General features: G+C 63.6%; 23 protein-coding genes. 13 read left to right on the forward strand and 10 right to left on the reverse strand.

Annotated features, from left to right (window positions below; translation table 11 throughout):
- Positions 1–4: 4 nt before the first annotated feature.
- The 3 genes from BMX62_RS01850 to der are packed head-to-tail and all read left to right on the forward strand — an operon-like array spanning position 5 to position 3,220.
- Positions 5–640 (forward strand): YfgM family protein, encoded by a 636-nt coding sequence (locus BMX62_RS01850; protein WP_090203185.1) that lies wholly within the window; start codon positions 5–7, stop codon positions 638–640.
- Complete coding sequence (gene bamB, locus BMX62_RS01855) at positions 640–1,794, forward strand: outer membrane protein assembly factor BamB (protein WP_090203188.1); 1,155 nt, start codon at positions 640–642, stop codon at positions 1,792–1,794. Before BMX62_RS01850 ends, bamB begins: the two co-directional genes overlap by 1 nt.
- A gap of 25 nt (positions 1,795–1,819) precedes the next feature.
- A complete protein-coding gene (gene der, locus BMX62_RS01860) occupies positions 1,820–3,220 on the forward strand; it encodes a ribosome biogenesis GTPase Der (protein ID WP_090203194.1) in 1,401 nt (466 codons plus the stop codon).
- A 13-nt stretch (positions 3,221–3,233) separates the two neighbouring features.
- Here der and BMX62_RS12930 read toward each other — a convergent pair whose 3' ends face one another.
- The 3 genes from BMX62_RS12930 to BMX62_RS01870 form a co-directional block, all read right to left on the reverse strand.
- On the reverse strand, positions 3,234–3,389 hold the full coding sequence (locus tag BMX62_RS12930; RefSeq protein WP_202906178.1) for a hypothetical protein: 156 nt from the start codon (positions 3,387–3,389) through the stop codon (positions 3,234–3,236).
- A gap of 13 nt (positions 3,390–3,402) precedes the next feature.
- The gene (gene ygfZ, locus BMX62_RS01865) at positions 3,403–4,461 is read right to left on the reverse strand and encodes a CAF17-like 4Fe-4S cluster assembly/insertion protein YgfZ (protein WP_090203199.1); all 1,059 of its coding nucleotides are present in this window, start codon (positions 4,459–4,461) and stop codon (positions 3,403–3,405) included.
- A 237-nt stretch (positions 4,462–4,698) separates the two neighbouring features.
- Complete coding sequence (locus BMX62_RS01870; RefSeq protein ID WP_162273483.1) at positions 4,699–5,430, reverse strand: Z-ring associated ZapG family protein; 732 nt, start codon at positions 5,428–5,430, stop codon at positions 4,699–4,701.
- A 265-nt stretch (positions 5,431–5,695) separates the two neighbouring features.
- Between BMX62_RS01870 and BMX62_RS01875 the strand changes: the two genes are divergently transcribed.
- The gene (locus BMX62_RS01875; RefSeq protein WP_143339637.1) at positions 5,696–6,157 is read left to right on the forward strand and encodes a protein YgfX; all 462 of its coding nucleotides are present in this window, start codon (positions 5,696–5,698) and stop codon (positions 6,155–6,157) included.
- Between the two features lie 20 nt (positions 6,158–6,177).
- Here BMX62_RS01875 and BMX62_RS01880 read toward each other — a convergent pair whose 3' ends face one another.
- From BMX62_RS01880 to asd, 7 genes are all read right to left on the reverse strand, one after another.
- A complete protein-coding gene (locus BMX62_RS01880; RefSeq protein ID WP_090203212.1) occupies positions 6,178–6,426 on the reverse strand; it encodes an FAD assembly factor SdhE in 249 nt (82 codons plus the stop codon).
- A gap of 128 nt (positions 6,427–6,554) precedes the next feature.
- A complete protein-coding gene (locus tag BMX62_RS01885; protein ID WP_090203216.1) occupies positions 6,555–7,331 on the reverse strand; it encodes a succinate dehydrogenase iron-sulfur subunit in 777 nt (258 codons plus the stop codon).
- Between the two features lie 26 nt (positions 7,332–7,357).
- Positions 7,358–9,148: a succinate dehydrogenase flavoprotein subunit gene (sdhA, locus tag BMX62_RS01890; RefSeq protein WP_202906179.1), complete on the reverse strand. Its 1,791-nt coding sequence runs from the start codon at positions 9,146–9,148 to the stop codon at positions 7,358–7,360.
- Positions 9,149–9,151: 3 nt separating this feature from the next.
- A complete protein-coding gene (sdhD, locus tag BMX62_RS01895) occupies positions 9,152–9,532 on the reverse strand; it encodes a succinate dehydrogenase, hydrophobic membrane anchor protein (protein ID WP_090203223.1) in 381 nt (126 codons plus the stop codon).
- Positions 9,533–9,545: 13 nt separating this feature from the next.
- Entirely contained in the window at positions 9,546–9,923 is a 378-nt protein-coding gene (gene sdhC / locus BMX62_RS01900) for a succinate dehydrogenase, cytochrome b556 subunit (protein WP_090203226.1), read from the reverse strand.
- Positions 9,924–10,084: 161 nt separating this feature from the next.
- A complete protein-coding gene (locus tag BMX62_RS01905) occupies positions 10,085–10,261 on the reverse strand; it encodes a DUF1674 domain-containing protein (protein ID WP_090203231.1) in 177 nt (58 codons plus the stop codon).
- A 179-nt stretch (positions 10,262–10,440) separates the two neighbouring features.
- Positions 10,441–11,307 (reverse strand): archaetidylserine decarboxylase, encoded by an 867-nt coding sequence (gene asd, locus BMX62_RS01910; RefSeq protein ID WP_090203236.1) that lies wholly within the window; start codon positions 11,305–11,307, stop codon positions 10,441–10,443.
- 42 nt (positions 11,308–11,349) lie between these two features.
- Here asd and prmB point away from each other — a divergent pair, with 42 nt between their 5' ends.
- The 9 genes from prmB (at position 11,350) to BMX62_RS01955 (ending at position 23,130) form a co-directional block, all read left to right on the forward strand.
- Entirely contained in the window at positions 11,350–12,255 is a 906-nt protein-coding gene (gene prmB, locus BMX62_RS01915; protein WP_090203241.1) for a 50S ribosomal protein L3 N(5)-glutamine methyltransferase, read from the forward strand.
- A 135-nt stretch (positions 12,256–12,390) separates the two neighbouring features.
- Complete coding sequence (hemN, locus tag BMX62_RS01920; RefSeq protein WP_090203244.1) at positions 12,391–13,779, forward strand: oxygen-independent coproporphyrinogen III oxidase; 1,389 nt, start codon at positions 12,391–12,393, stop codon at positions 13,777–13,779.
- Between the two features lie 2 nt (positions 13,780–13,781).
- Positions 13,782–14,882: a chorismate synthase gene (aroC, locus tag BMX62_RS01925; protein WP_090203248.1), complete on the forward strand. Its 1,101-nt coding sequence runs from the start codon at positions 13,782–13,784 to the stop codon at positions 14,880–14,882.
- Between the two features lie 34 nt (positions 14,883–14,916).
- Positions 14,917–16,083 carry an MFS transporter gene (locus BMX62_RS01930; RefSeq protein ID WP_090203251.1) on the forward strand — a complete coding sequence of 389 codons (1,167 nt, stop codon included), beginning with the start codon at positions 14,917–14,919 and terminating at the stop codon, positions 16,081–16,083.
- 69 nt (positions 16,084–16,152) lie between these two features.
- The gene (leuC, locus tag BMX62_RS01935) at positions 16,153–17,559 is read left to right on the forward strand and encodes a 3-isopropylmalate dehydratase large subunit (RefSeq protein WP_090203255.1); all 1,407 of its coding nucleotides are present in this window, start codon (positions 16,153–16,155) and stop codon (positions 17,557–17,559) included.
- 18 nt (positions 17,560–17,577) lie between these two features.
- The gene (gene leuD / locus BMX62_RS01940) at positions 17,578–18,213 is read left to right on the forward strand and encodes a 3-isopropylmalate dehydratase small subunit (RefSeq protein WP_090203256.1); all 636 of its coding nucleotides are present in this window, start codon (positions 17,578–17,580) and stop codon (positions 18,211–18,213) included.
- 66 nt (positions 18,214–18,279) lie between these two features.
- The gene (leuB, locus tag BMX62_RS01945; protein ID WP_090203260.1) at positions 18,280–19,359 is read left to right on the forward strand and encodes a 3-isopropylmalate dehydrogenase; all 1,080 of its coding nucleotides are present in this window, start codon (positions 18,280–18,282) and stop codon (positions 19,357–19,359) included.
- A 117-nt stretch (positions 19,360–19,476) separates the two neighbouring features.
- Positions 19,477–20,499 carry an aspartate-semialdehyde dehydrogenase gene (locus BMX62_RS01950; protein WP_090203263.1) on the forward strand — a complete coding sequence of 341 codons (1,023 nt, stop codon included), beginning with the start codon at positions 19,477–19,479 and terminating at the stop codon, positions 20,497–20,499.
- 96 nt (positions 20,500–20,595) lie between these two features.
- Positions 20,596–23,130, forward strand: coding sequence for a FimV/HubP family polar landmark protein (locus BMX62_RS01955; protein ID WP_143339638.1), 2,535 nt, complete (start codon positions 20,596–20,598; stop codon positions 23,128–23,130).

Raw genomic sequence — 23,130 nt, forward strand, 5'->3', positions numbered from 1 at the left:
TGTCATGTCCTACGCGACCGATGAGGAACGCGTCGAGGCCATCAAACGCTGGTGGAAGGAAAACGGCACTGCCGTGATCCTGGGACTGGTGGTGGGTCTTGGGGGTGTGGTGGGCTGGCGCCTATGGACAGGCCATGTGGAATCCCGTGCCGTGGATGCCTCCGAGATTTATATGGCCATGGTATCCGTGGCCCGACAGGACAGCCAGATTGCCCATGACCATGGCACCACCTTGATGGAAGGTTATCCCCGGACACCTTATGCGGCGCTGGCAGCACTGGAACTGGCTCGCCTGGCAGTGGAACGGGATGATCTGGTGCTGGCGGAAGGGCGGTTGCGGTGGGCCATGGATCATGCCCGCGCTGCGGAAACGGCCCAGGTGGCCCGGACCCGATTGGCCCGAATCCTGATCGCCGATGGACGGGCAGAAGACGCTTTGACATTGCTGGAAATCCCTGCGCCGGAGGGGTTTGTCGGGATTGTGGAAGAGCTCCGCGGTGATGCCTACCGGATGTTGGGACAGATGGATCAGGCCAGAGCCGCCTATGACCGGGCCGTACTGATTTCCGGCGGCGTCTCCGATTACCTGCACATGAAGCGGGATGCTCTCAACGCCCCGATTCAGGTCAGTGATTCGTGATGGCCCGCCTGTTGGCCGTGGTGATGGTCGCTGCCCTGGTCAGCGGCTGCGGGCTGTGGGTTAAGGATACGGCAGAACCCCCGGCTCCGTTGCCCCATATCGAGGCCGTGGTGACCCCTCATGTATTGTGGCATCGCAACGTAGGCCGCAGTGGGGGCACATCCCATGTGCAGCTTTCCCCCTACCTGACACAGGATCGCATCATGGTTACCGATGCTCAGGGACGGGTCTCTGCCTGGGCACTGGAGGATGGTGCCAATCTATGGCGTATCCACCTGCAAGTGCCGGTGACCAGCGGGGTCAATGGTGGTGACGGGGTAGTGATGGTAGGTACCGGGCATGGTGAAGTGATTGCCCTGGATCTGGAGGCAGGACGGGAACTCTGGCGCCGGAGGCTTTCCAGTGAAGTGATGGCGGTGTCTGCGGTGGAACAAGGGGTGATGGTGGCCCGTACCAACGATGGCCGTCTCCATGCTCTGGATGTGCTTACCGGTGAGCCTCGCTGGCTGGCAGGACGTACGACCCCGGCCCTGAGTCTACGGGGGGCGGGTATGCCCCTGATGATTTCCGGGCGGGTTCTGGCAGGATTTGATAATGGCCGGCTGGCCATGTTCGGTCTGACCCGGGGAAATGTGATCTGGGAAACGGCCCTGGCAGTACCCAGTGGTCGTTCTGAACTGGAACGCATGGTGGATGTGGACGGTGCCCTGGCCCTGGCAGGAGGGGTGGTCTACGGCGTCGCCTATCAAGGTCGGGTGGCTGCCCTGGGCGTCGCTGATGGTCGTACCCTCTGGCAGCGGGAGCTGTCATCCTATCGCGGGGTCACGGTGATGGGGGATCTGTTGTTACTCACCGATGCCTTTGGTCATGTCTGGGCCCTGGATCGGCGCAATGGCGCCACCCTTTGGCAGCAGGACATGCTGCGTTTGCGTGGTGTGACCCTGCCGGTGGCGGTGGGTGAATATGTGGTAGTAGGGGATGACGAGGGTTACCTGCATTGGCTGGACCCCGAGGACGGCACTTTGGTAGGGCGGGTCCGCACGGATCGTCATGGCATCATGGGGGTACCCCAGGTGCGTGCTGATGTCGTTTATGTCCTGGGGCGGGGAGGCAATCTGAGTGCCGTCACCCTGCGTTCCCAGGATGATTCTTAATTTTTCATAACATCGGTATGTCCCAATGAAGCCCGTCATTGCCCTGGTAGGGCGCCCCAATGTGGGAAAATCCACGCTGTTCAACCAGCTCACCCGTTCCCGCGATGCCTTGGTGGCGGATCTGCCCGGACTCACCCGTGACCGTCAGTACGGCACCGGTCGCGTCGGTGGCTATGGCTACATGGTGGTGGATACCGGGGGGCTCAGTGGCGAGAGTGATACCCTGGATACCCTGATGGCGCAGCAGACCCGCCAGGCCATCCGGGAAGCGGATCTGGTGATGTTTCTGGTGGATGGCCGCGCCGGCCTGTGCGGCGCGGACGAGATGATTGCCCAGGAACTAAGAGGCTTCAACAAGCCCATCGTGCTGGTGGTCAACAAGACCGACGGCGTGGACCCCCAGGCAGTGACTGCTGAATTTCACCGCCTGGGCCTGGGGGAGCCACGGACCATTGCTGCTGCCCATGGTCGAGGGATTCAGGGGCTGATGGCCTCGGTACGGCCCCTGTTGCCCGAAACAGTAGACGAAGAAGAAGAGGGTGAGCGCTGGCCGGGTATTCGCATTGCCTTTGTCGGGCGTCCCAACGCGGGCAAGTCCACCCTCATCAACCGCATCCTCGGCGAGGAGCGGATGGTGGCCACGGACATCCCCGGCACCACCCGCGACAGCGTTTTCGTGCCCTTTGAACGGGATGGCCAGGTCTATACCCTGATCGATACCGCCGGTGTGCGGCGTCGCTCCAGGGTCAAGGAGACGGTGGAAAAGTTCAGCGTGGTGAAGACCATCCAGGCCATCGACGCCGCCCATGTGGTGATCTTCCTGCTGGATGCCCGGGAAGGCATCGCCGAACAGGATGCCCATCTGCTGGGAATGGTGATGGACGCCGGTCGGGCGCTGGTGGTGGCCATCAACAAGTGGGACGGCCTGACCCCGGATCAGCGGGATCGGGTGAAGACCGACCTGCTGCTCAAGCTGCCCTTCCTGGATTTTGCCGAACGGCGGTTCATTTCCGCCCTTCACGGCACCGGGGTCGGTGATCTGTTCGGTGCCGTGCAGCGGGCCCATGAGTCCGCCTTCCGGGACATGGGGACCAGTGTCCTGACCCGTTTGCTGGAAAGCGCCGTGGTGGCCCATCAGCCGCCCCTGGTGCGGGGACGGCGGATCAAGCTGCGCTACGCCCATCAAGGGGGGCGCAATCCGCCGGTGATCGTCATCCACGGCAACCAGACCGATGCGCTGCCGGGGGCCTACAAGCGTTATCTCACCAATCATTTCCGCGAACATCTGCAGCTGGTGGGCACCCCCATCCGACTGGAGTTCAAAAGTGGTGAAAATCCTTACGAGGGCAAGCGCAACACCCTCACGCCCCGCCAGATCCACAAGCGCAAGCGGATGATGAAACACATCAAGAAAAAGGGACGATAAAGATCCACTTGGATCACACGAACCGCAGGTAGCCGGCCACGAACAGTACCCCCATCACGGCAGCGGCGATGTACAGGGCGTTGGAGAGTGTCCTGTTGCCGGGGCGGCTGAAGTAGGCCGCCCACAGCATCAGCAGGATCACCACGAACAAAAAGAACAAAAAGCGCACGGGCATCACTCCATCAGGGGGTTGCCGCAGGGTCAAAGGCATAGGGGAGGGGGACCACCTGGGCCGGGGCACCATCTGGCCTCTCCAGGCGGGACTGTCCGGCCTCTGCACTGGTGATCTGCATCACGGCAAGGGCTGCGACCCCGCCGTCGGGATGGCGCTGGGCATCGACGATGGTGCCGGCAGGCTGATCGGATGGCTGGTCCGGATCCACTAGGCTGTCTCCTGGCTGTGGCGGTGTCTCCACCGGCAGGTGAATCAGATACATGCGGCGTTTGAGTTTGCCCAGGTACTGCATTCGGGCCACCACTTCCTGTCCCGGATAACAGCCTTTATTGAAACTGACGCCGCCTAGCTGCTGCAGGTTGGTCATCTGTGGTACGAAAGCCTCGGCTGTGGCCGGATAGAGATTGGGGATTCCCGCCAGAATGTCCATCAAGGCCCATTGTGCCGCGCCCACCGGGGCGCAATGGACATTGAGGGCATGCCAGAGTTGCTGCATGGATTCCAGGTCGCCATACAGCTCGAAGCGGGGATGGTGGCCGGGAATGCGAATGATCGTGATGCTGTCATGACGGGTACAGGCGTTTGCTTGGGTGGGGATGTCGCCGCCCAGGGCATCCTTGAGCAGGGTCTCCCCATGTGGGCCGGACAGCCCCAGGGGGATGAAGGCATCACCGGCGTCCTCCAGGGTCACCTTGGCCCGCAATACATACATGGACAGGCGCTTGAGTACCGTTTCCACCTGTTCCCTGGGCAGGCGCAGGTAGAAAGCATCTCCACGGTTGAACAAACGGAAGGTACAGACCATGCGCCCCTTGGCGGTACACCAGGCCCCGGGCAGGCTGTGTTGGGGACCCACTTCGCTGACATCGCAGGTGAACTGCCCCTGCAGGAAGGCGGCGGCTTCCTCGCCGCGGGCACGGATCAACCCCTGATGTGACAGGTCGCAGATCACGTCGCCGGTGACGGCCACGCTGCGTTCACGCTCCGGGTTGCCGTAGTGGGAGACCCGGTCGTTGTCCATCTCGGCACCGGCGTCCAGGAGGAAGGCTTTCCACTCGGGTTTCATCAGTTGCTCCGCGAGAAACCCCGTCCTTCAGGGCGGGGAGGGATGGTGTTCCCAGCATTGAGGATAGCTTGATATCCGAACCTCATCTTAGACCAAAGTTCGATACAAGGGGAGCAAGAGGGGGGCCATGAACATAAAAAACCCATCCCGGCACGGCGCCGGGATGGGTTGGGATCTGCCTGTCCCTCGGGGGATCTCGCTCCCCCCGATGGGATGGTATTAAATCAGTGTGATGATTTACTTTTTGGCAGTTTGCAGATCCTTGGCAGCCAGACGGATGCGATCCGGCTGACCCGGTGCCTTGACGGAAGTGGCGCCAGGCATGGTCTTGGCAGTGTCGGCGGCCTTGGTTCTGAGTTCGCGCTTGAGGGCGGTAGCACCACGGGGATCGGGGCGGTTGGCCCGGGGGGCAGCAGCCGGCTTTTGCAGGGTCACGGATTTTTGCGGTGCCGGTGCAGCCTTGGGTGCGGCTTTGGGGGCAGCCTTGGGTGCAGGCGCAGCAGTTTTGGGGGCGGCGGCTGGGGCAGCGGCTGGGGCAGCGGCAGCCGGCTTGGCTGGGGCGGCCTGGGCGGGCTTGGAGCCGGCGGGGATGGCCCGACGCTGCTCTTCTCTGGACAGTTCCAGCAGGGCGGAGGCGCGACGGGGCAGGAAACGGTTGGAGGGGCCATCACCCAGGCGGTCATAGCTGTCTACCAGATGCTCATACAGCTCGCGGTAGGAATGGGCCATGCCGGTGAACAGGGTGGCGGTCTTTTCGAAGTGACGATTAACCTGGGACCGATAGTTGTTGATCTTGCGTTGCTGGTTGTCCAGTTCTTTTTCCAGATCCCGAACCCGACCGGCATCACCTTGCTGACGACCAAACCAGAAGCCCAGCAAACCGGCGCCCACAAAACCAAGTACGGTGAGCATGTTGTCCCCAACCATCAGGAACTCTCGCATATTTGCAGCTATTTCTGTCGATGACATACCTATCTCCTGCAATTGTGCCGCTGTTGGCATCCCGTGATCATGTGGAACGTCTTGGCGGCGGTTAGTTTACGGTGTCGTGTGATCACCGCATGTGAATGGCTCTGGTGCACGTAAACATCCTGGTGATGCTACCCAGCTTGAGCATTATGCACAATAATCACAGGGTATGCCGCCACGAATTTGGGCTTGACTGGTTGTTTTCCCGTTCTGGAAGCGCGCAAGCCCCATGACAGGGACTATCAAAGGAGGATTGATCGTGGTCATGGTGACAGACCGTCGTGCGCATTTTTTCCCCCTCAAGCCCCCCTGGTCTGTAGTGGGTGTTCTGAGCCTGCTGCATCTGGCGGCTCTGGCGTCGATCTGGAGCAGCGGGCTGCCCTTTTGGGGTCAATGGGCGGCGTCCCTGCTGGCCATTGCCGGTCTGATGCCATGGGTGTACCGGCTGGGACTGGGCCATCTGCCGGGGCAATGGCAAGGTCTGGAGTACGATATCGATGGATGCTGGTGGCTGGAGTCCCGTGCCGGGCAGCGGTTGCCGGTGCGGGTGTTGCCCGATTCGGTGGTGTTGCCGGGGCTGATTTTATTGCTGCTGCGGGATGAAGCCGGGCGCCATCATCGCCTGCCTCTGACCAGGGACGCCCTGGTGACCGGAGATTTGCGGCCGTTACGCCTTTGTCTGCGGCAATCCGTCCGGGACCGAACACCCACGGACCCCGATCCATGAGTCCAGTCCATGAGTGTCGTTCAGCCTTCGATGAAGTGACGCCGGACCCGGTGGATCATCGTGGCCAGTTCAGTTTTTTCCACCGGCTCGCCGTAGAGGAGCCAGCGCTGGAGGTGGTCATCTTCCTGCTTGAGGATTTGCTCGAAGGTCTGCAGTTCTGTGGCATCCAGGTGTTCACCCTGGGCCAGCAGGAACCCCTCCAGCATGAGATCCAGTTCCTTGGTGCCGCGCCGGCAGTGCCAGCGTAATCGGGCGATATCGCTCATCATTCAGGACTCATGGACAGGCAGGAATGAAGTCCGCGGGGCAGGTCCGCCAGCAAGCGGGGGGCAGGAAATCCCCGGCCAGGTGCCATCGTGGCCGGGGGGATGTCCTGGGACGGGGATATCCAGCGGACTCAGCGCCGGATCACCATCAGTTTTTTGATCTCCGCAATCGCCTTGGCCGGGTTCAGGCCCTTGGGACAGGTGCGGGTGCAGTTCATGATGGTGTGGCAGCGGTACAGCTTGAACGGGTCTTCCAGGGCGTCCAGACGCTCACCGGTGACCTCGTCACGGCTGTCCGCGATCCAGCGGTAGGCTTGCAGCAGGATGGCCGGACCCAGATAGCGGTCGCCGTTCCACCAGTAGCTCGGGCAGCTGGTGGAGCAGCAGGCGCAGAGGATGCACTCGTACAGGCCGTCCAGCCTGGCGCGCTCTTCCTTGGACTGCAGCCGCTCGGAATCCGGCGGCGGCGGGGTCTGGGTCTGGATCCAGGGCTTGATGGACGCATACTGGGCATAGAAGTGGGTCATTTCCGGAATCAGGTCCTTGACCACCTTCATGTGCGGCAGCGGGTAGATGTTCACATCTCCCTTGATCTCGTCGATGGCCTTGGTGCACGCCAGGGTATTGGTGCCGTCGATGTTCATGGCACAGGAACCACAGATCCCCTCCCGGCAGGAGCGCCGGAAGGAGAGGGTGGCGTCCATCTCGTCCTTGATCTTGATGACGGCGTCCAGCACCATCGGCCCGCAGGTGTCCAGGTCCACCTCGTAGGTGTCGATGCGCGGGTTTTCACCGCTGTCCGGGTCCCAGCGATAGATGTTGAAGCGCTTGACGTGGGTGGCACCCTCGGCCTTGAAGGTCTTGCCCTTCTTGATCCGGGAATTGATTGGCAATACAAACTGGGCCATGGTCTTGCGTTCTCCTGAATCTGCGCTCAGTAGACCCGTGCCTTGGGCGGCACGACTTCCACGTCATCGCTGAGGGTGTACATGTGCACCGGGCGGTAGTCGAGCCTGACCTTGCCCTGTGCGTCGACCCAGGACAGGGTGTGCTTCATCCAGTTCTCGTCGTCGCGCTCAGGGAAGTCCTCGCGGGCGTGGGCGCCGCGGCTTTCCTGACGATTCACCGCCGAGCGGATGGTGGCCACGGCGCTGCCCAGCAGGTTTTCCAGTTCCAGGGTTTCCACCAGATCTGAGTTCCAGACCAGGGAGCGGTCAGTGACCCGCACGTCGCCGAAGGACTGGAACACCTCGTCCATGCGCTCGCAGCCCTTCTGCAGGGTCTCGCCGGTACGGAACACGGCGGCATAGCGCTGCATGCATGCCTGCATGTCGCCGCGGATGGAGGCGGTGGAGCGGCCGCCGTTGGCGTAGCGCAGACGGTCCAGGCGCTCCAGGGCGGCGTCACTGGCGCCGGCCGGCAGGTCGGGCACGGAGGCGCCGATGTCCTTGACGATCTCGGCGGCGCGGATGGCGGCGGAACGACCGAACACCACCAGGTCCAGCAGGGAGTTGGAGCCCAGACGGTTGGCGCCGTGGACGGACACGCAGGCCGCCTCGCCGATGGCCATCAGGCCCGGCACGACGTGGTCCGGATTGCCGTCTTTGAGGGTGACCACTTCGCCACGGTAGTTGGTGGGGACGCCGCCCATGTTGTAGTGCACCGTGGGCAGCACGGGGATGGGTTCCTTGGTGACATCCACGCCGGCGAAGATCCTGGCGGTTTCGGCGATCCCCGGCAGGCGCTCGTTGATCACTTCCGGACCCAGGTGCTCCAGATGCAGGTGGATGTGGTCCTGTTTCGGACCCACGCCGCGACCTTCGTTGATCTCGATGGTCATGGAGCGGGAGACCACGTCGCGGGAGGCCAGGTCCTTGGCGTTGGGGGCATAGCGTTCCATGAAGCGCTCGCCCTTGGCATTGGTCAGGTAACCGCCTTCGCCGCGCACCCCTTCGGTGATCAGGCAGCCGGCGCCGTAGATGCCGGTGGGGTGGAACTGGACGAACTCCATGTCCTGCAGGGGCAGGCCGGCGCGCAGCGCCATGCCCATGCCGTCGCCGGTACAGGTGTGGGCGGAGGTGCAGGAGAAGTAACTGCGGCCGTAGCCGCCGGTGGCCAGGACCACCAGATGGGCGCGGAAGCGGTGCAGGGTGCCGTCCACCAGGTTCAGGGCCATCACGCCGCGGCAGGTCTCGCCGTCCATGATCAGGTCGGTGGCGAAGTATTCGATGAAGAATTCCGCCTGGTGCTTGAGGGCCTGCTGGTACAAGGTGTGCAGGATGGCGTGGCCGGTACGGTCGGCGGCGGCACAGGTGCGCTGGGCGCGGCCTTCACCGAAGCGGGTGGTCATGCCGCCGAAGGGCCGCTGATAGATCTTGCCGTCCTCGGTACGGGAGAAGGGCACGCCGTAGTGTTCCAGCTCGATGATGGCGGGCACGGCCTCGCGGCACATGTATTCGATGGCATCCTGGTCGCCGAGCCAGTCGGAGCCCTTGACGGTGTCGTACATGTGCCAGCGCCAGTCATCTTCGCCCATGTTGCCCAGCGCCGCGGAGATGCCGCCCTGGGCGGCCACGGTGTGGCTGCGGGTGGGGAATACCTTGGTCACGCAGGCCGTCTTGAGACCCTTTTCCGCCATGCCGAAGGTGGCTCTCAGGCCGGCGCCACCGGCGCCCACCACCACCACGTCATAGGCATGGTCGACAATCTTGTAGTCGCCCTTCATCAATCAGCTCCCGAAAGCAATGCGCAAAATGGCGACGATCCCGATGATCGCCAGCAGCCACGCGAGAAACGTCACGGCAATGAGCACGGTGAATTTCTTGCCTTCACTGTGCACGTAATCTTCGATCACGGTCTGCAGGCCCATCTGGATGTGATGGAACATCACCCCGACACCGAGGATCAACAGGACCGTGTTCAGGGGTTGGGCGGCCCAGGCCAGGGTGGCCTCGTAGCCCGCGCCGGCCAGGGTGGCCAGGCTGAAGATCAGCCACAGCATCAGGGGGACCAGGGCGATGGAGGACAGACGCATCACCCACCAGTGGTGGGTGCCGTCCTTGGCGGAACCGAGGCCGCGGGCCCGGCCCAGTGGTGTACGAAGGCTCATGTGGATATCCCCGTCAGATCACGACGACCCAGAAGATCAGGGTCAGCAGCAGAGTGGTGGCCAGGGCGGTCCAGCCGGTGACGTAGACGCCCTTGATGGTCAGTGCGACACCCGTGTCCCAGATGAGGTGACGAATGCCGGCGCACAGGTGGTAGAACAATGCCAGGGTGACGGGAACCAGGATCACGATCCCGAGCCAGCCGTGGAGCAGGGCCTCGGCCCGGGCAAAAGCCTCGGGGCCGGCGGCCAGGGCGGCCAGCCAGTAGACCAGGATCAGGCTGGCGACGCTCAGGATCACGCCGGTGATCCGGTGCAGGATCGAGAGTACCGAGGTCATCTGCGGCCGATAGACCTGCAGATGGGGTGACAGCGGCCGGTTGTCGTTTGGCATGGCTTGGAAGGCTCCGCTTGAAGAATCCGCAAGGTGCGGATGTTGACGGTCTGCGGCCCCGAACCCGTGATACGCAGGACGCTCCGGGGCGAGGCAGGTCGTTCGGTGGTGCAATATTCGAGAATGGCGGATGCAAGAGTGCCCGGTGGCCCGGACTGCGTTCAAAAATCGGTACAGCGTCCGCGCTGTTCCCAGTCACCGTAGCGGGTAGGCTCGGGGCCTGGGTAGCCCCCGATCTCGCGGGTGGACTCGGCGGTGACGGACGAAGGGGTGTCTGTATCGTCCGCCTTCGACGCCGGGGAATCACCGGGCGTCGATGTGTGATCTTTCTCGCTCATGGATGTTCTCTTCATTCGCCGCGATAGGGGCGTCCGGGTGCTTGCGGCGGCCGATGAGAGGTGGAGACACCGGCCGCGCCCCCCGTGATAGGGCTGCCGCGCATGACGCAGCGCATCAAATCATATCCGGGTATAAATAGCAGTTCTGCGCCGGACCCGCAAGGGCAGGGGGCCTGGTCTCAGCGTCGCGCCAGGGCCTGGCCCATGCGCACCGCCTGCCCAGGCGCCAGTGCCGGCAGCCAGCCGGAGACCTGTTCGGGGAGCAGCAGGATGACGGTGGAGCCCAGATTGAATCGCCCCATTTCCTCGCCCCGCGCCAGGGTCGGCGGGTTGTCCCGGTGGTCCCATCGGCAGGGTGTCCGGGGGCTGCGGGGCGTGACCTCGCCGGCCCAGACCGTCTCGATGGAGGCCACGTTGATGGCACCCACCAGCACCATGGCCATGGGGCCGAAATCCGTCTCGAACAGGCAGGCCAGGCGCTCGTTGCGGGCGAACAGGCCGGGTACGGTCCTGACTGTGAAGGGCGCCACCGAGAACAGGCGACCGGGCACGTACACCGATTCCCGCAGGGTGCCGTTCCAGGGCATGTGGATGCGGTGATAGTCCCGGGGGGACAGGTAGAGGGTGATGAAGTGTCCATCGGCAAAGGGTGCCGCCAGGTCCGGGTCCCCGCCCAGCAGGGCAGTGGCCGAGTAGGCGTGGCCCTTGGCCTGGATCAACTGTCCGTCTTGAATGCGGCCGAGCTGGCTGACCCGGCTGTCCGCCGGGCTGATCAGGGTGTCCGGGGCGGGGTCCAGGGGCCGGGCACCGGGTTTGAGGGCGCGGGTGAACAGGTGGTTGAAGCTGGCGTAGCGGCCCGGGTCCGATTCGACGGCCTCGGACATGTCCAGGCCATAGCGGCGAATGAACCACCGTGCCACCGGGTCCTTGTGCCGGGTTTCCCAGCGGGACAGACGGTAGACCAGCCGCGAGATCCCATGATGGGGCAGCAGATACAGGGGCAGGGCCTTGAGCCAGTCCCGCCAGTTGGCCACTTGATCGTTCATGGGCGTATTATTCCACACCCTGAACCGCACTGGCTGATTTCCATGACCGATTCCACCGCTACCGACGGGCTGCTGACCGTCCGTGACTTCATTCGCTACGGCATGAGTCGTTTCACCGCCGCGGGCCTGAGTTTCGGCCATGGCACCGACAATGCCCTGGACGAGGCCGCCTGGCTGGTGCTTCACACCCTGCGCATGCCCCATGACATGACCGGTCCCTGGCTGGAATGCCGTCTCACCCGGGACGAACGGGCGCGGGTGACGGAACTGCTGGAGCAACGGGTGCAGACCCGCAAGCCCGCCGCCTACCTGACCGGTCAGGCCTGGTTCATGGGGCTGGAATTCTTCGTCGACGAGCGGGTGCTGGTGCCCCGCTCCCCCCTGGCGGAACTGATCCAGCAGGGTTTTGCGCCCTGGATCGAGGCCGGGGCGGTGCATCGGGTGCTGGACCTGTGTACCGGCAGCGGCTGCATCGGCATTGCCTGCGCCCATGTGTTTGACGAGGCGACGGTGGATCTGGGGGACATTTCCCCCGATGCCCTGGTGGTGGCCCGAGAGAATATCCGTCGTCACGGCCTGGAAGGGCGGGTGGAAGCGCTGCAGTCCGATCTTTTCAAGGGTCTGGGCGGGCGCCGCTATGACATCATCGTCAGCAATCCTCCCTATGTGGACGCCCGGGACATGGCGGCCCTGACCCCGGAGTTTTGTCATGAGCCGGAACTGGGACTGGCCTCGGGGCCGGATGGCCTGGATGCGGCCCTGGAGATCCTGCGGGCGGCAGCGGATCACCTCAACCCCGGCGGCATCCTGGTGGTGGAGGTGGGCAACAGCGCCCCGGCCCTGGAAGCGCGCCTGCCCGACGTGCCGTTCACCTGGCTGGAATTTCAGTCGGGCGGGGAGGGGGTCTTCCTGCTGACCGCCGAGCAATTGCAGGCGCTGGATCGGTAGGGGCGAACTGGAAAACCGTCCCGGGATGGCCGTCCACTTGGCACAAGTCACCAAAATCCCCCAATACGTTCGGCACATCCGTCCCGAGCGGTTACAATAGACAGTTACATTCCTAGACCGGGTACCCATGCCGTCATGAGCTTGTCGCAGACCATCGATTTCGATCTGGACCTGATCAACCGTTACAACACGGCGGGTCCCCGCTACACCTCCTATCCCACCGCCGTGCAGTTTCACGAAGGTCTGGATGCCGATCGCTATGCGGAGATTGCCCGGGGCACCAACGCCAGCGGCCGTCCCCTGTCCTTGTATGTCCACATTCCCTTCTGCGACACCGTGTGTTTCTACTGTGCCTGCAACAAGGTGGTGACCAAGGACCGCGCCAAGGCCCGCCCCTACCTGGACCGGCTCTACAAGGAAATGGCCCTGCAGGGTGAACTGTTCGACCGCGGCCGCCCGGTGACCCAGCTGCACTGGGGTGGCGGCACCCCCACCTTCATCTCCCATGACGAGATGATCGAGCTGATGGACAAGACCCGGGAGCATTTCCGGCTGCTGGACGACGATACCGGCGAGTATTCCATCGAGATCGACCCCCGCGAGGTGCAGGACGACACCCTTGCCCTGTTGCGCAAGCTGGGTTTCAACCGCATCAGCCTCGGGGTGCAGGACTTTGACGAGACCGTGCAGAAGGCCGTCAACCGGGTCCAGAGCGAGGCCCAGGTGATGAGCGTGCTGGACGAGGCCCGGCGTCTGGGCTTCCGCTCCACCAGTGTGGACCTGATCTACGGTCTGCCCCACCAGACCCCGGACACCTTCGGCGACACCGTGCGCCGGATCATCGAAGTGAATCCGGCCCGGGTGTCCGTATTCAACTACGCCCACCTGCCGGATCGCTTCAAGCCCCAGCGTCGCATCGACGAGGATGCCCTGCCCAATCCCGCCGACAAGCTCACCATCCTGCAGCAGACCATCCAGCAGCTCACCGAGGCCGGGTATGTCTACATCGGCATGGACCACTTCGCCCGTCCCGACGACGAACTGGCGGTGGCCCAGCGTGACCACACCCTGTACCGCAACTTCCAGGGCTATTCCACCCACTCCAACTGCGACCTGATCGGCCTGGGTTCCACCAGCGTGGGGGTGGTGGGCAACAGCTACAGCCAGAACCACCATGACCTGGAGAAGTATTACCAGTGCCTGGACGAGAACCGCCTGGCCGTGTTCCGGGGCGTGGAGCTGGATGCGGACGACCTGCTGCGCCGGGATGTGATCACCCGTCTGATCTGCCACTTCGAGCTGGCCTTCGCAGACGTGGAGCAGGTCCACGGCATTGTCTTTAATGAGTATTTCGCCCAGGAACTGGAAGGACTCAAGCCCATGGAGGCCGATGGCCTGCTCAAGGTCACCGGTAACACCATCACCGTGCAGCCTGCCGGTCGCATGCTGATCCGCAACATCTGCATGGTGTTTGACCGTTACCTGCGCCAGGCCACCGAACAGCGCTATTCCAAGGTGATCTGAACGTGTCGGGCAACACCATCGGCAAGTTGTTCACGGTCACCGGTTTCGGTGAGAGTCACGGGCCGGCCATCGGCTGCATCGTCGATGGCTGTCCGCCCGGACTGGCCCTGTGCGAGGCCGACCTGCAGCAGGACCTGGAGCGTCGGCGGCCGGGCAAGACCCGGCACACCACCCAGCGTCGGGAACCGGACCAGGTGAAGATCCTCTCCGGGGTATTCGAGGGGCGCACCACCGGCACCCCCATCGCCCTGATGATCGAAAATACCGATCAGCGTTCCAGGGACTATGCCGACATCGCCCGGCAGTTCCGGCCGGGCCATGCGGACTATACCTACCACAAGAAATACGGCCTGCGGGATTACCGGGGTGGTGGCCGCAGTTCCGCCCGGGAGACCGCCATGCGGGTGGCGGCCGGGGCCATTGCCAAGAAATACCTCCGGGAACGCTTCGGTGTCCAGGTGCGGGGCTATCTGGCCCAGCTTGGCCCCATCCGCGCCCAGCGGGTGGACTGGTCCGTGGTGGAGACCAACCCCTTCTTCTGCCCGGACCCGGACCGGGTACCGGAGATGGAAGCCTACATGGACGATTTGCGCAAGTCCGGCGACTCCATCGGCGCCCGCATCAACGTGGTGGCCACCGGGCTGCCTCCCGGCTGGGGCGAGCCCATCTTCGATCGCCTGGACGCGGACATTGCCCATGCCATGATGGGCATCAACGCGGTCAAGGCGGTGGAGATCGGTGACGGCTTCGCCTGCGTGGCCCAGAAGGGCACCGAGCACCGGGACGAGATGCTGCCCGAGGGCTTTGCTTCCAACCATGCCGGAGGCGTGCTGGGAGGCATCTCCAGCGGCCAGGACATTCGCGTCAGCATCGCCCTGAAACCGACGTCCAGCCTGCGCATCCCGGGGCGCTCCCTGGACGTGGACGGACAGCCGATCGAGGTGATCACCACCGGACGTCATGACCCCTGCGTGGGCATTCGCGCCACTCCCATTGCCGAGGCCATGCTGGCCATCGTCCTGATGGACCATGCCCTGCGGCATCGGGGACAGAACGGCGATGTGTCGGTGACCATGGCGGACATTCCCGCGGGACAGCCCTGAGCGGTTGTCCCGCCGCGCCACCACGTAAAACCCCATGCCTGCCGCCTACTGGAAACTCTCCAGCTTTTACTTTTTCTATTTCGCCAGTATCGGCGCCTTCATGCCCTACTGGGGGCTGTATCTGAACGAGCAGGGGTTTTCCGCCGGACAGATCGGTGAACTGATGGCCATCGTACTGGCCACCAAGATCATCGCCCCCAATGTCTGGGGCTGGGTGGCGGATCATACGGGGCGTCGCACCCTGGTCATCCGCATCGCCGCCGCCCTGGCCATGCTGTGCTTTTCCGGGCTGCTGTTCTACAGCGGCTACTGGTGGATCGCCGTGGTGATGGCCCTGTTCAGCTTCTTCTGGAACGCGGCCTTGCCCCAGTTCGAGGCCACCACCATGAACCACCTGGGCAAGAGTACCCACGCCTACAGCCGCATCCGGCTCTGGGGGTCCATCGGTTTCGTGCTTTCCGTGGGTTCCCTGGGGGCGGTGTTCGAGCGGGTGGACGTGGCTGTCCTGCCCTGGATCGTGCTGGTGCTGCTGGGCTTCATGTGGTTGAGCACCCTGCAGGTCCGTGACGGTCAGGCGCCGGTGCACGAGTCTGCCCCCGTTTCCCTCTGGTCCACCCTGTCCAGTCCGGCGGTGATCCTGCTGCTGGTGGCCTGCTTCCTGATGCAGGCCAGTCATGGCCCCTATTACGCCTTCTTCACCCTGTATCTGGAACTCCACGGCTACACCCGGACCATGGCCGGTTATCTCTGGGCCCTGGGGGTGCTGGCGGAGGTGGGCGTGTTCCTCATGATGCACCGGTGGCTGCCCCGTTTCGGTGCCTGGCCGTTGCTGGCGGTGGCCATGTTCGTCACCATGGTGCGCTGGGCCCTGCTGCCGCTGTTCGTGGACAGCCTGCCCATCATCATCCTGGTGCAGCTCATGCACGCGGCCAGTTATGGGCTCTATCACGCCGCCGCCATCTCCCTGGTGCATCAGTTTTTCGTGGGGCGCCAGCAGGGCCGGGGGCAGGCCCTGTATTCCTCCCTGAGCTTCGGCATGGGCGGGGCCATTGGCGCCCTGATCAGCGGCTATGTCTGGGACGGCATGGGGCCGGCCTGGGTCTATGTGATGGCCTCGGTGATGGCGGGTCTGGGCTGTCTGGCCGCCCTGGCGGGTCGCCGCTTCCCGCGGTCGACATCACCCCGCCATGTTCCAATGTAGGCGCTGTTTGTATTCTCCGGGTGAGCCTTTTAAGCTCGACTCCAAGTACCAATCGAGGTAAACCTTTTCATGACCGCAAAGACCCTTTACGACAAGCTCTGGGATGCCCATGTGGTCCGTACCGAAGAGGACGGCACCGCGCTCCTGTATATCGACCGGCATCTGGTCCATGAGGTGACCTCGCCCCAGGCCTTCGAGGGCCTGCGACTGGCCGGCCGCAAGCCCTGGCGCAGCCACTCCGTGGTGGCGGTCCCCGACCACAACGTACCCACCCGTGATCGGGATCAGGGCATCGCCGATCCGGTCTCCCGCACCCAGGTGGAGACCCTGCAGCAGAACGTGCGGCATTTCGGGCTCACCTTTTTCCCCATGGGGGACATCCGCCAGGGCATCGTCCATGTGATCGGCCCGGAGCAGGGGGCCACCCTGCCGGGCATGACCGTGGTCTGTGGCGATTCCCACACCTCCACCCACGGCGCCTTCGGTGCCCTGGCCATGGGCATCGGCACCTCCGAGGTGGAGCATGTGCTGGCCACCCAGTGCCTGTTGCAGAAGAAAATGAAGAGCATGCTCATCTCCGTGGACGGGCAGGTGGGTCCCGGTGTCACCGCCAAGGACATCGTGCTGGCCATCATCGGCGAGATCGGCACCGCCGGTGGTACCGGCCATGCCATCGAGTTCGGGGGAGACGCCATCCGCGCCCTGTCCATGGAAGGACGCATGACCGTCTGCAACATGGCCATCGAGGCCGGTGCCCGTGCCGGCATGGTGGCGGTGGACGACACCACCATTGATTACGTCAAGGGCCGTCCCTTTGCACCCAAGGGGGCCTACTGGCACCAGGCGGTGGCGGCCTGGCGCGAACTCCATTCCGATCCCGATGCCCGGTTCGACCGGGTGGTGCATATCGACGCCGCCGGCATCGAACCCCAGGTGACCTGGGGCACCTCCCCCGAGATGGTGCTGCCGGTCTCCGGCAAGGTCCCCAACCCGGATGCGGTGACCGACGAGGTGAAGGCCAACGGCATGCGCCGGGCCCTGGAGTACATGGGCCTGACCGCCGGCATGCCGGTGTCCGACATCACCGTGGACAAGATTTTCATCGGTTCCTGCACCAATGCCCGCCTGGAGGATATCCGCGCCGCCGCCGAGGTGGTCAAGGGACGTCGCGTGGCCGGGAACGTGAAACTGGCCCTGGTGGTGCCCGGTTCCGGGCTGGTGAAGCAGCAGGCCGAGGCGGAAGGTCTGGACCGCATCTTCCTGGATGCCGGGTTTGAATGGCGTGAACCGGGCTGTTCCATGTGTCTGGCCATGAATGCAGACCGGCTTGAGCCCGGCGAGCGCTGCGCCTCCACGTCCAACCGCAATTTCGAGAGTCGTCAGGGCCTGGGTGGCCGCACCCATCTGGTGAGTCCGGCCATGGCCGCGGCGGCGGCGGTGACGGGCCGGTTCGTGGACGTGCGTGAGCTCAACTGACATAAAGGTACCGCAGTGATGGAAAAATTCGAGACACTCAATGCCCTGGTCTGTCCGCTGGACCGCTCCAACGTGGATACGGACGCCATCATCCCCAAACAATACCTCAAGTCCGTGAAACGCACCGGTTTCGGCCCCAACCTGTTCGACGACTGGCGCTACCTGGACCCGGGTGAGCCGGGCATGGACCACGGCCAGCGTCGGGTGAACCCGGACTTCGTGCTCAATCAGCCCCGCTACGCGGGGGCACAGATCCTGCTGGCCCGCAAGAATTTCGGTTGCGGCTCCTCGCGGGAACATGCGGTATGGGCCTTGAGCAACCATGGCTTTCGTGTGGTCATCGCGCCGAGCTTTGCGGATATCTTCTTCAACAACAGTTTCAAGAACGGCCTGCTGCCCCTGATTCTGGACGAGGCCATTGTCGATCAACTGTTCCACGAGGCCGAGGCCACGCCGGGCTACCGATTGACCGTGGACCTTCAGGCCCAGACCGTGGTGACCCCATCCGGGGCATCCTTCCCGTTCCAGGTGGACCCCTTCCGCCGCCACTGCCTGCTCAATGGTCTGGATGACATCGGCCTGACCTTGCAGCACGGAGAGGATATCCGGGCCTACGAGACCCGGCGTCGGACCGAGGCGCCCTGGCTGTTCTGAGCCTTTCCCCACCTCCCTGACCTTAACATTCAGTTCATTGAGTTCATTGCCAGAGAATCCACATCCATGACCCAGAACATCCTCATCCTGCCCGGTGACGGCATCGGCCCGGAAATCGTTGCCGAGGCCACCCGTCTTCTTAACGCGCTCAAGGACCGCTTCGGCCTGGCCGTGGAACTGGAAGAGGCCCCCATCGGCGGCGCGGGCTACGATGCCGCCGGCCAGCCCCTGCCCGACGAGACCCTGGCCCTGGCCCGGGCCGCCGATGCGATCCTGCTGGGTGCCGTGGGTGGCCCCCGCTATGACCAGCTGGCCTGGGAACTGCGCCCCGAACGGGGACTGCTGGCCATCCGCTCCGAGCTGGCCCTGTTCTCCAACCTGCGCCCGGCCATCCTCTATCCCCAGCTGGCATCCGCCTCGGCCCTCAAGCCGGAGATCGTCGGCGGCCTGGACATCATGATCCTGCGGGAGCTGACCGGCGGTGCCTACTTCGGCAAGCCCCGGGGTATCCAGACCCGGGAGGACGGGGTGCGGGAAGGCTTCAACACCATCATCTACTCCGAGCCGGAAATCGAACGCATCGTGCGCAGTGGTTTCGAGATTGCCATGAAGCGTGATCGTCGCCTGTGTTCGGTGGACAAGGCCAATGTGCTGGAAGTCTCCCAGCTCTGGCGGGAGGTGGCCGAGCGGGTGGCCAAGGATTACCCGAAGGTGGCCCTGTCCCACATGTACGTGGACAATGCGGCCATGCAGCTGGTGCGGGCACCCAAGCAGTTCGACGTGATCGTGACGGAAAACATGTTCGGCGATATCCTCTCCGACGCCGCCGCCATGCTCACCGGTTCCATCGGCATGCTGCCTTCCGCTTCCCTGGATGCCCAGGGCAAGGGCATGTACGAACCCATTCACGGCTCCGCCCCGGACATTGCCGGTCAGGGCGTGGCCAATCCGCTGGCCACCCTGCTGTCGGTGGCCATGATGCTGCGCTACACCCTGAACGAGGAGGCCCAGGCCGCCCGCGTGGAAGCCGCGGTGGGTCGGGTGCTGGATCAGGGGCTGCGCACCGCCGACATCTGGACCGAAGGCTGCCGTAAGGTGGGCACCCGGGAGATGGGCGAGGCGGTGGTGGCCGCACTGGCGGACTGACGGGCAAGGCAGCGCATGCCGGTATCCGGGTTTTTCGTGCGGATACCGGCGTACCTGTTAGACTGATACACAACGCAGTTCGAACGACAGATACCGAATCCAAGGAATTATTGAACGATGAGCAAAACCTATGATGTGGCCGTGGTGGGCGCCACCGGCGCCGTGGGCGAGACCATGTTGTCCATCCTGGCGGAACGCAAGTTCCCGGTAGGCAATGTCCATGCCGTGGCCAGCAGCCGCTCCGCCGGCAGCCGGGTGGCCTTCGGTAACCAGCAACTGGTGGTGGAAGACCTGGCCACCTTCGATTTCTCCAAGGTGCAGATCGGCCTGTTTTCACCCGGTGCCTCCGTGTCCATGGAGTATGCACCCAAGGCCGCTGCCGCCGGTTGCGTGGTGATCGACAACACCTCCCAGTTCCGTTACGACGACGACATCCCGCTGGTGGTACCGGAGGTCAACCCCCATGCGGTGGCCGGGTACAAGAACCGGGGCATCATCGCCAACCCCAACTGCTCCACCATTCAGATGCTGGTGGCCCTCAAGCCCCTGCACGATGCCGCCGGCATCGAGCGGGTCAACGTGGCCACCTACCAGGCCGTATCCGGCACCGGCAAGGAGGCCATCGAGGAACTGGCGACCCAGACCGCTCAGCTGCTCAACGGCAAGCCGGTGGAATGCAAGGTCTATCCCAAGCAGATCGCTTTCAATGTCCTGCCCCACATCGACGTCTTCATGGACAATGGCTACACCAAGGAAGAGATGAAGATGGTCTGGGAGACCCGCAAGATCATGGAGGATGACCGGATCCAGGTGAACCCCACCACGGTGCGCGTGCCCGTGTTCTACGGCCATTCCGAGGCGGTACACATCGAGACCCGCGACAAGCTCACCGCTCAGCAGGCCCGTGAACTGCTGTCCAGGGCGCCCGGCGTGGTGGTCATGGACGAACGCCGTGACGGCGGCTACCCCACGGCGGTCAGCGAAAGCGCCGCCCAGGATCCGGTTTTCGTGGGGCGCATCCGGGAAGACATCTCCCATCCCCGGGGCCTGAACCTGTGGGTGGTGGCGGACAATGTCCGCAAGGGCGCGGCCTTGAACAGTATTCAAATCGCGGAAGTTTTGATAAAAGATTTTCTGTAGTTCCGGGAATCCCTGCACCCATGTCACCCCATAGGCGGGTGCAGGGACATATCGGCGGGAGATGTGGCCACATCGTTTCAGTAAGAGGGGCATGCCGTGCGCAGACTGGCTTTGGGAACCGCCTTGTGGGCGCTGATGGCACCGGGGGCGGCCCATGCGCTCGGCCTGGGTGAGATTGAGGCACGCTCTGCACTGAATCAGCCTCTGCGTGCAGAAATCCAGTTGTTGTCGGTGCAGCAGGGAGAAATACAGGATCTGGTGATCCGGCTGGCACCAGAAGCCCTGTTCCAGCGCATGGGTATGGATCGCTCCCATGTGTTGTCCGACCTGCAATTTGAGCCGATCACCACCCCCGATGGCCGTCATGTGGTTCGGGTCACCTCCCGCAACCCGGTACGAGAGCCTTTTCTCAATTTTTTGATCGAAGCCAGTTGGCCCGGTGGCCGGCTGGTGCGGGAATATACGATCCTGCTGGACCCGCCCACCCGGTTTGAGCAATCACAGGCCCCGGCCCGTACCCCCACGGAGGCGCCCCCGGCACTTGCTGCGCCATCACGCCCCACCACCCCAGCCCCACCACCGACCCGCTATCGGGTCAGGCCGGGGGACACCATGTGGGATCTGGGTGCCCGGCTGCGGCCTGATCCTGACATTTCGGTGGAGCAGATGATGATGGCCCTGTTGCAGGCCAATCCCGAGGCTTTTGCCGATAATAATATCAACAATCTGCTCAGCGGCAGTGTGCTTCGGGTGCCGGATCGGGATGACATCACGGCGCTCACCGCTGCGGCCGCCCGTCGGGAGGTGGCTGCCCAGCATCGCCTGTGGCAGGAATACCGGACCCGCACCGTCGCTGATCAGCCTCCCAGTCCTCAACGTCCTGCAACCCCGGACACAGCGGCAACCGTGCCAGCGCCCCAGCCCCTTGCCACGGCAACGGAAACCACCGGTCGTCTGGAAATTCTGGCTGATTCCGGCGGGGTGGATGCCACCGGTGCCGCCGATCTGAAGCAGGAATTGGCCCTGTTGCGGGAAACCAGCGAAAGCCGTCGTCAGGAAAGCCTGGAACTGCGGGAACGGGTGCATGAACTGGAGGCATTGCTGGAGCGCCAGAGTCGGCTGCTGGCCCTGAATAATCAGCAACTGGCTCAGTTGCAGGAGCAACTGGCCCGGAATGAAGCGGCCATCTTGTCAGGTACGCCTCATATCACCCCTGAGCCCTTATCGTCTCCTGCGGCGCCCCAGGCGCCTGCCTCCCCGCCGTCGGCCACGTCGCCCGAGAGCGACGGTTGGATGGCGGATCTATTGCGCAACCCTGCCCTGCTGGTGGGGGGTGGTTTTGGTATTTTGCTTGTACTGGCGCTGATCATGCTGACCCTGCGGCGGTTGCGGGATCGGGCCGATGATGACAGGGCAATCACCACGGATGCCCTGCCGTTGACTGACAGACAACCTGCTTCGCCCCCGACTCCGGCACCAGGGGCCGGACCCACCACCGGGACAGTGGTGGCGGGTGCCGGCCTGATGGCCGCCGCTGCACCCCCTGCAGAAGCCGAGCAGATCGCTACGGATGATCCCCCCGCCACCTCGTCAACCGAGCCTGAGGCAACTTTGCCTGTACGGGTTGACCAGGATGACATCGCCCCCATCGAGGCCGAGGCGGAAGAAAGCTGGGACAAGGTCACTCCTGACGAAGTCATCGCCGAAGCGGACGTGTACATGGGCTATGGCCTGTATCAACAGGCCGCCGATTTGCTCGAAGCTGCTCTGGAGTACGCTCCAGAACGGATCAGTTACCAGTTCAAGCTGGCGGAAAGCCATTTTGGCAGTGGCGATCAGGCCGCATTTGACCAGACAGCAGCCCGTTTTTTGGAGCAAAAGGGAGACCAGCCTTCTGCCCTGTGGGATCGCATTGTCACCATGGGACAGGAACTGAGCCCTGATAACCCGCTGTACCATCAGGCTGGCGCTGCACCTGCTCCAAATCCGTTTGCCCCTGCGGGGGATGATGACGATGTGATTGTGGACGTTTCCCAACTGGAAACATCCCTGTCAGAACCGGCGCCCCCCCCTGATGACCGGGTCCGGCTGGATAAAGAGACGGTGGCAGAGGAACCCTCTGCTGAACCGAAAGCTGATTCAATCCAGAAACCAGATACCGACCCGATCTTCGATCTGGAGGACCTGGAATTTCCCGACAGTACCGCGCCGGATCACTCGCCAGAGAAGGTCAAGGAGGAAGACGATACCTTACAGGCTGCCCTGGAAGATCTGGGGTGGGCCGAGAGCGATACTGTCAGGAAAGAACTGTCGGCGGATGCGGACCGTACCCCCTCCGGGCCAGTGGCCGACGGGGCAGAAAAACCCCAGGACAAGGATGACATGGCCAGGTTGCGCCTGCCCGAAGATGAGATGACCCAGTCCGATTTGCGACCACTGGACCAGGATGACGACATCATGATTGATGATTTTGTCCTGGATGACGAAGTCAGCACCAAGCTGGACCTGGCCCGTGCCTACATCGAAATGGGCGATCAAGAAGGCGCCCGGGCCACCTTGGCCGATGTGCTGGAAGAAGGGGACGCCCTGCAGCAGCAGCAGGCCAGGGAACTTTTGCAACAAATCCGTTGA

It is taken from the genome of Ectothiorhodospira magna (assembly GCF_900110965.1).
GTDB lineage: Bacteria > Pseudomonadota > Gammaproteobacteria > Ectothiorhodospirales > Ectothiorhodospiraceae > Ectothiorhodospira > Ectothiorhodospira magna.